At 59.7% G+C, this 6,640-nt stretch carries 7 protein-coding genes; 4 read left to right on the top strand and 3 right to left on the bottom strand.

Translation table 11 applies throughout. The features are described 5' to 3' along the window. Positions 1-102: 102 nt before the first annotated feature. Positions 103-585 carry a hypothetical protein gene (locus OHL16_RS20100; protein WP_263368987.1) on the bottom strand — a complete coding sequence of 161 codons (483 nt, stop codon included), beginning with the start codon at positions 583-585 and terminating at the stop codon, positions 103-105. 135 nt (positions 586-720) lie between these two features. On the opposite strand from OHL16_RS20100, the gene OHL16_RS20095 reads away from it, so the two are divergent. Next, entirely contained in the window at positions 721-951 is a 231-nt protein-coding gene (locus OHL16_RS20095) for a hypothetical protein (protein ID WP_263368986.1), read from the top strand. After that, complete coding sequence (locus OHL16_RS20090; RefSeq protein WP_263368985.1) at positions 948-1,535, top strand: recombinase family protein; 588 nt, start codon at positions 948-950, stop codon at positions 1,533-1,535. Before OHL16_RS20095 ends, OHL16_RS20090 begins: the two co-directional genes overlap by 4 nt. Positions 1,536-1,773: 238 nt before the next feature. Here the strand turns inward: OHL16_RS20090 and OHL16_RS20085 are convergent, their stop codons facing one another. Beyond that, positions 1,774-3,258, bottom strand: coding sequence for a hypothetical protein (locus OHL16_RS20085; RefSeq protein WP_263368984.1), 1,485 nt, complete (start codon positions 3,256-3,258; stop codon positions 1,774-1,776). Further along, positions 3,255-3,572, bottom strand: a complete 318-nt coding sequence (locus OHL16_RS20080) for a PadR family transcriptional regulator (protein ID WP_263368983.1) — start codon at positions 3,570-3,572, stop codon at positions 3,255-3,257. Before OHL16_RS20080 ends, OHL16_RS20085 begins: the two co-directional genes overlap by 4 nt. Positions 3,573-3,650: 78 nt before the next feature. On the opposite strand from OHL16_RS20080, the gene OHL16_RS20075 reads away from it, so the two are divergent. Together OHL16_RS20075 and OHL16_RS20070 are read left to right on the top strand one after the other, a co-directional pair. Next, entirely contained in the window at positions 3,651-4,424 is a 774-nt protein-coding gene (locus OHL16_RS20075; protein ID WP_263368982.1) for an ABC transporter ATP-binding protein, read from the top strand. Further along, positions 4,417-6,192, top strand: a complete 1,776-nt coding sequence (locus tag OHL16_RS20070) for a hypothetical protein (protein WP_263368981.1) — start codon at positions 4,417-4,419, stop codon at positions 6,190-6,192. The genes OHL16_RS20075 and OHL16_RS20070 overlap by 8 nt, the downstream gene beginning before the upstream one ends. Positions 6,193-6,640 lie beyond the last annotated feature (448 nt).

Raw genomic sequence — 6,640 nt, 5'->3', positions numbered from 1 at the left:
TGTCGCCTAAGTCCCACAAAAATACTTCAGCCAACACTCCTACGGCAGTAGATCAACCAACTCGGCAGGCATCCCAAGCCTCCCAGGAAGCCAGGCACGGACCTACGAGCCCCAGAACCTCAGGGCTGACCCTGTATCTCGCGCAAGGCCGCGCCGGCACTGGGCGGGACGGCCGCCAGAAGCCGGTTCTCCGGCAGCGGATACCAACTCGGCAGCAGCGCGCGAGAGGCGAAGCACTGAGTCCTGCGAGGTCGTAGCGAGTCGCGCTGACGTCGACCGAGAACTGCCGCCGACCAGGTCCTGCGGATGCTCGAAGTTGGTGTTGTCGGCACCGACCGAGATGATGGGACGTGCGGGCGTCGACATCTCGTTCTGGCGGAGCTTGACGTTCTTGGCGACGGCGATTGCCTGACCTTCGTTGAGCACACCGAACCCGTAGCTCTCTTCGATTCCGAGGTTCTGAATCGAGTATTGCGGCTCGTCCCAGCTCTTGACGTGGGGCTTCTCGTCCACGATGAGGGCGCCGAGGTTCCGCGAGTTGAACATGATGAGGTCGGTCGTCTTGCTGTTCGTGTCGAACCGCATGAAGGGGCTGACCAGGATGCGCAGGCCACCGAAGCGGAACCTGAACGCAATATGCGCGACATTTTGGCAGATAAGTTGAGCGGGTTAGGCTAGTATTTATATCGTCGATATATCGAAGATATAAGGAGCCATCCTATGAAAACTCGCTGTGGTCCTCGTCTTCCCCGCCGCCTTCGCCGTCCCGCCCCTCTCCCCGCCACCCGGTCCCAGATCCGCCAGAAGGTGGAGCAGATCCGGGCTTGCTACCAGGTCGAGGCGATCCTGGAGCTGAGCCAGATGGACCCGAACGTTGACCACCTGGCCCGGCTCGACAAGGAGGCCCGTCTCCTCGATGAGTTTCTGGCGTCCCTTGAGGAGCAGATATGAAGACGGCGGCTCTTTATATGCGCGTATCCAGTGTCGATCAGCACCCCGAGACACAGCTCTACGATCTCCGGGCCCTGGCGCAGCAACGGGGTTTTCGCATCGTCGCTGAGTACACCGACAAGATCTCGGGGACCAGGACCCGCCGACCCGGCCTCGATGATCTGTTGCGGGATGCCCGGCGCGGCCGCTTCCAGGTAGTTCTGGTCTGGGCCTCCGATCGGATCGCCCGGTCGGTCCGGCACTTCCTCGAGGTGCTGGACGAGCTCAACCATCTCGGCATCGAGTTCGTCAGCTTCCGCGAGAACCTTGATACCGGCGGCCCGCTGGGACGGGCCGTCGTCATCATCATCGGTGCGATCGCTGAACTGGAGCGGAACCTGATCATCGAACGGGTCCGCGCAGGGATGCGCCGAGCCCGCCTTGAAGGAAGGCACATCGGGCGCAGGCCGCTCGACATCGATCGTGCTGCTGTTCTCCGAGATCGTGCCCGGGGGCAGAGCCTCACCCAGATCGCCAAGTCCTTCCAGATCTCACGAGCTACGGTCAGCCGGCTCATAAAGCAAGGCCAGGAACAAACTCTATAAGCAGATGCTCAAAAGGGGTGCCGCAGGGCACCCCTCATCTCCTTGAATCTACTCATCCGAAAATCGCCAACTCGCCCGTATCAAAAGGTGTGGGTTCAGAGACAGCATCACCAGCCATATCGCGTGCGGCTCGATGAGTGACTTGACGATTTATCCACCAACTGAGAAAAGGAAGTGCCAACTTCCAACTTCTGGATTGCCGGGGAGCGTCTCTCGTTACCAATCGAGCCAATGGTTCTTAGGTTCTACCGAGGAATACGCCGCTCCAGGAAGAATCGAGGTAGAGCCAGCGCTGGGTGGCGAACCAGCTGGTGGGAAGCTCGGGGACGTGCAGAAGACCATGGCCTCCGGTGCAGATGAGCTCGGTTCCGTTCCAGGCGAGGAAGTTGCGGGAGGGTTCTCCGACACGCGCTGGATTGGTGAGCGTCGAGAGGCAGACGGGGCAGCGGCGGCGCTGGTCCTTGAGCGCCCAGCGAAAGCTGAAGAGAGCCATCAGGAACGAGGCCACGATCTGGATGTATTGCACCGTGGACGGAGCGGCGGGGAAAGCGTAGGCCAGATCGAGCGAAGCGAAATAGATGGTGGGAAGCAGGAGGCTGAACTTGACGACAAGAAACATCCATCGCCGAAGCCGCAGGGGCCAGGAGATGCGTTCGGAGTCGGCGGGGTATTCGCCTAGCGGAAGCGATGTGGTTGCGGGGAGGGCGAGTAGCGCGAGCAGCAGGGTGAAGATGTAGATCGCGGCGGGAATGCGGTCGGTGGAAGAGAGCGCGGTGAACTCGTAGCTTGCGAATCCGCCGTCGGGCTCGGGTGCGGCCATGCCCCAGTGATCGCCGAGTGCTGCGTTGTCAACGGAAGGGATGCGGCGAGCGAGGATGTAGCCGCGTGCGGTGTCGGGGATGGTGGATGGATCGGTGTCGGGCTCGATGAGCCAAGCGTCGAAGCTGCCGGGGAGCCGCCACTGGTTGTTGGAAAGGATGCCTCCGAAGGCCGCTTTGCGAATGCCGACTTTGACGGTGGAGCCAACAGAAATGGTGTCGCCATGGAACTGCTGTTGCCATACAGCGGGACTGACGAGAAGAACCGGCAACGGGGCTTCGCCAACGGCCGAGGGAGGCTGTACGCCGAGCATGGGGAAGAGGTTGGCGCTGACGCGTGCGATTCGGAGCTCGGAGGTGCGATGCGATGCGGTGTGGATCTGCTTTACGATGAGATCGTAAAACGCGAACTCGGAGAACATGTGGCGCGTGCGTCCTTGCCAGAAGCGGAAGTGGCGCATGCACATCTGCGGAGTTTCATTGTGTGCGGTTCCAGGCGGCGAGATGAGCACGAGGTTGGGTGTGTCCCGATACGGCGATGGGCGAAGGACGGACTGAACACGCGGCAGCAGCAATGCCGCGCCGAAGCTGAGCATGGCGAGGACAAAGAGCGCGGCAGTGGTGCGCAGAGCGGAGCGCGAGGGGCGGACGGTTCGAGCGATCAGAGCCTTGCGCTCGCGGCGCAGATACAATGCGTCGTGAAAGGCCCCGAGACAGAAGGTTGCAGTCTGACGCTCGCGGACGAAGAAGGGGAGGTCTTCGCTGAGCACCGCCTGGCCGACGTACCACAGCTCGGAGCGCCACTCCTCGAGCCAGGTGTCGCGCTGGCTGACGGGGACAAGCAGGCTGGCCGAGCGCAGCATACCGCCGGAGACGATGCTGAAGGGTGCGCGCACTAGGCTCATACGTGCTCCTCTTCGGGCGACGCGAAGAGTTTTGCTAGCAGCGGGTAGCGACGCTGTGAGGCCTCCAGTGTGGCGCGGCCTGTTTTGGTGAGGTGGTAGTACTTGCGCGGCGGGCGAAGCTCCTTGTCGGCGACGGACTGCTTCTCCCACTCGGAGCGGATGAGGTTATCGCGTTCGAGCCGTCGCAGGGCAGGATAGACGGTCCCGCTGGGAAGTCCGGTCTTCTCCATGACACTGAAGCCGTAGATGGAACCTGCGTGAATCGCGTGGAGGATCATCGCGGCAGTGTGGGAGAGCTTCGCCTCGGCGGCCATGGGCGGGATTCTACCTATGTAGCAGACTACTTGACAATGCCGAGAGTAGTTTGCTACATAGGGTGCAGGAGAACACGCATGCTCGAAGTTCGGAACCTCTCCAAGCGCTATCGCGGCATCCCGGCGGTGAATAATGTCAGCTTCCGGATCGTTCCGGGCGAAGTGGTTGGCTATCTCGGGCCGAACGGGTCGGGTAAGTCGACGACGGTGAAGATTATTACCGGCCTCCTCGAACCCAGCGCGGGTCATGTGCTGTTTGAAGGCAAGAACATCCAGGATGACCTGCCGAGGTTTCGCAAGGCACTGGGCTATGTTCCTGAAGAGGCGCATGTGTATACGCATCTTTCCGGGCTAGAGTATCTGCAGCTGGTGGGACGGTTGCGCGGGATCGAGGAAAGGCTGCTGGAGGAGCGGGCAAGCCGCCTGCTAGAGCTGCTGTGGCTTAGGTCGTCGCGGCATTCCCCGATTTCTTCTTACTCGAAGGGGATGAAGCAGAGGGTACTTCTGGCCGCCGCGCTGCTGCATAATCCAAGGCTTCTTGTCTTCGATGAGCCGCTCTCGGGTCTGGATGTGGTCTCGGCACGGCTGTTTAAGGATCTGCTGCAGGAGCTTGCCCGAGAGGGTAAGGCAATTCTTTACATCTCGCATGTGCTCGAGGTGGTGGAACAGGTGTGCGATCGAGTGATCGTGCTGTCGCAAGGGAAGATTCTGGCAGACGCTCCGCCATCGGAGCTGACCTCGCTGATGCAGCTCAGCAGCCTGGAGCATGTCTTTGCGCAGCTGGTTCAGCAGCAGGACACGCGGTCGATCGCACGCAAGATGGTCGATGCAATCCAGGTGCCTCATGTTTAGCCTGCGTCGCATCCTGCGCGGGCCGGATGCAAGCGTGCGCTCGCTTGCGGTCCAGGCCAACGAGCCTTTGAATGCACGACAGAACACTGTCTTCGAGGTCCTGACACGACACCTTCTCTACCGGCTTGTGCACAACGAAGCGCTTGGCGAAGAGATTCCGACGCGGATGACGCAGGTGGCATACATGCTGGCGCTGCCGGGGCTTCTGATGGCGTTGTATCTCTCCGCGCCGTATCACCAGCCGCGGGCGATCGGGCCGAGACCTTACTGGCACCAGATCTCGGACCACTACGTGTACACCGTGTATGCATTCGCGGTGATGGGAATTGTGACGGTGTTTGAGTGGGAGCTGCTGTTTCCCGATCTGCTGGATGTTTTTGTTCTGACGACGCTGCCAATTTCTAAGCGAGTGCTTCTGCTGGCTCGTCTGCTGGCGCTGGCTATTTTTCTAGCCTGTGCGTTGGTGGGAACAAACTTTCTGGGCGCGCTCTTCTTCCCTGCCGTGGCGGACCTTCGCTGGATGTGGTGGCGGCACATGACGGCTCACGTGGCGGCGGTGGCGATGGCAGGGACGTTTGCTGCAGCGCTGTTTGTCACTTTGCAGGGAGGACTGCTGTGCCTGCTGGGACGGCGGATATTCGGATTCATTTCGCCTGTGGTGCAAGCGCTTTCGATGGTCGCGCTACTGACGGTTCTATTTCTTACGCCACTTATCTCCGGCCACCTTCAGCCTCTTCTTTACTCGGGGAGTGCGGTGGTCCGCTTTTTTCCTCCTTTCTGGTTTCTTGGGATCTATGAGTTTTTGCTGAGAGGATCTGACGCCCTGCCAATCTATCTGCCACTTGCCGAGATGGCTGTTGCGGCTACGGCCGGAGCGCTTGTTCTTGCTGTAGTGAGCTATCCGCTCGCGTATGCGCGGCGCGTTCGTCAGCTCGTGGAGGGTGTTGCCTCCATGCACAAGAGAAGCCTCCTCGCCGCTATGGGGCGACACTTGCTGCACGTAACGCTGTTGCGTACCCCACAGCTGCGGGCGATCTATCACTTCATCAGCCAGACAATGCTGCGTATCCCCCGGCTGCGGCTTTACCTCACGATCTATGCAGGAGTGGGGTTGTCGCTGGCCATCTCAGGGATATTGCTACTGGACATCCATAACGGCCATATCGGTTTCCACTGTTCCGAGTGGGGCATCCGGTCGGTCGTGCCTGTGCTCGCGTTCCTGATCGTGATCGGTATGAGGACAGCGATGGATGCGCCAGTGGGGCTGCAAGGGAGCTGGATCTTCCCTGTCATTCATGGTCGCCCGCTTCCCGAACATCTCCGTGCTGTCTTCATATGGGTGTCAGTGTGTGTCAGCGCGGTGACGACGGTGTCGATCATCGTGCTTCATCTCTTAGCTCCAGCGGCGCTGCGAAGCCTGCTTCCTGTTGTAACTCAAATCGTTATGGCGATTGGTCTGACGATTCTGCTGGCAAGAACTTTTCTTCTGCGCATACGCGAGATTCCATTTACTGCCGCGCGTGTGCCAGCGACGACTGAGCTTCCGATAAGCTTCGTTCGCTATGCTGTGGTCTTTCCTGCCTTCGTTCTCTTCGTCGTTCAACATGAGCCAAGGATCGAAGCGGACGGAGTTAACTTGCTGACGACAGCGCTGTGGTTCGTTGCCACATACGTATTCCTCGGCTATCTGCGCAGGCTTTACCTAAAGAAACGCGAGGGGGATTCGGATGATCCAGTGCTGGTTCATCGACTAGGCTTGCAAGAGTAGAGCGGACGAACTAGCTCCCGCTTTGTAGCAGGTCTTACACCTTCGGAACTTCTCGAACTGAAAGTCGACGAGTCGCGTTTCTTGATAATTTGACTCGCGCCCAGGCCATATTGGCGAAGTTTACGCGGTCGCACGCTCACTGCCGGTGCGTGTCGAGGTAGTGCCGCGTAGCAATCCGTAGCTGGAGGCGCAGCAAGAAGACCCCAAAGCCGCACTATCTCAGCTGTCGTCGACTGACTCCCACTCATCAAAGGTCAAGGAGACTATTGGGCACGTATCACGGGCAAACCGGAAGTAACTCTCCACTGGGATAAATCGTCAAGTCACTCATCGAGCCGCACGCGATATGGCTGGTGATGCTGTCTCTGAACCCACACCTTTTGATACGGGCGAGTTGGCGATTTTCGGATGAGTAGATTCAAGGAGATGAGGGGTGCCCTGCGGCACC

Source organism: Edaphobacter bradus (assembly GCF_025685645.1).
GTDB lineage: Bacteria > Acidobacteriota > Terriglobia > Terriglobales > Acidobacteriaceae > Edaphobacter > Edaphobacter bradus.
This window is presented reverse-complemented; position numbering and strand designations above follow the sequence as displayed.

What these genes read in the sequence shown, in the direction of transcription:
- OHL16_RS20100 (WP_263368987.1), bottom strand. Translation starts at nt 585, where the DNA reads ATGCGGTTCGACACGAACAGCAAGACGACCGACCTCATCATGTTCAAC.
- OHL16_RS20095 (WP_263368986.1), top strand. Translation starts at nt 721, where the DNA reads ATGAAAACTCGCTGTGGTCCTCGTCTTCCCCGCCGCCTTCGCCGTCCC.
- OHL16_RS20090 (WP_263368985.1), top strand. Translation starts at nt 948, where the DNA reads ATGAAGACGGCGGCTCTTTATATGCGCGTATCCAGTGTCGATCAGCAC.
- OHL16_RS20085 (WP_263368984.1), bottom strand. Translation starts at nt 3,258, where the DNA reads ATGAGCCTAGTGCGCGCACCCTTCAGCATCGTCTCCGGCGGTATGCTG.
- OHL16_RS20080 (WP_263368983.1), bottom strand. Translation starts at nt 3,572, where the DNA reads ATGGCCGCCGAGGCGAAGCTCTCCCACACTGCCGCGATGATCCTCCAC.
- OHL16_RS20075 (WP_263368982.1), top strand. Translation starts at nt 3,651, where the DNA reads ATGCTCGAAGTTCGGAACCTCTCCAAGCGCTATCGCGGCATCCCGGCG.
- OHL16_RS20070 (WP_263368981.1), top strand. Translation starts at nt 4,417, where the DNA reads ATGTTTAGCCTGCGTCGCATCCTGCGCGGGCCGGATGCAAGCGTGCGC.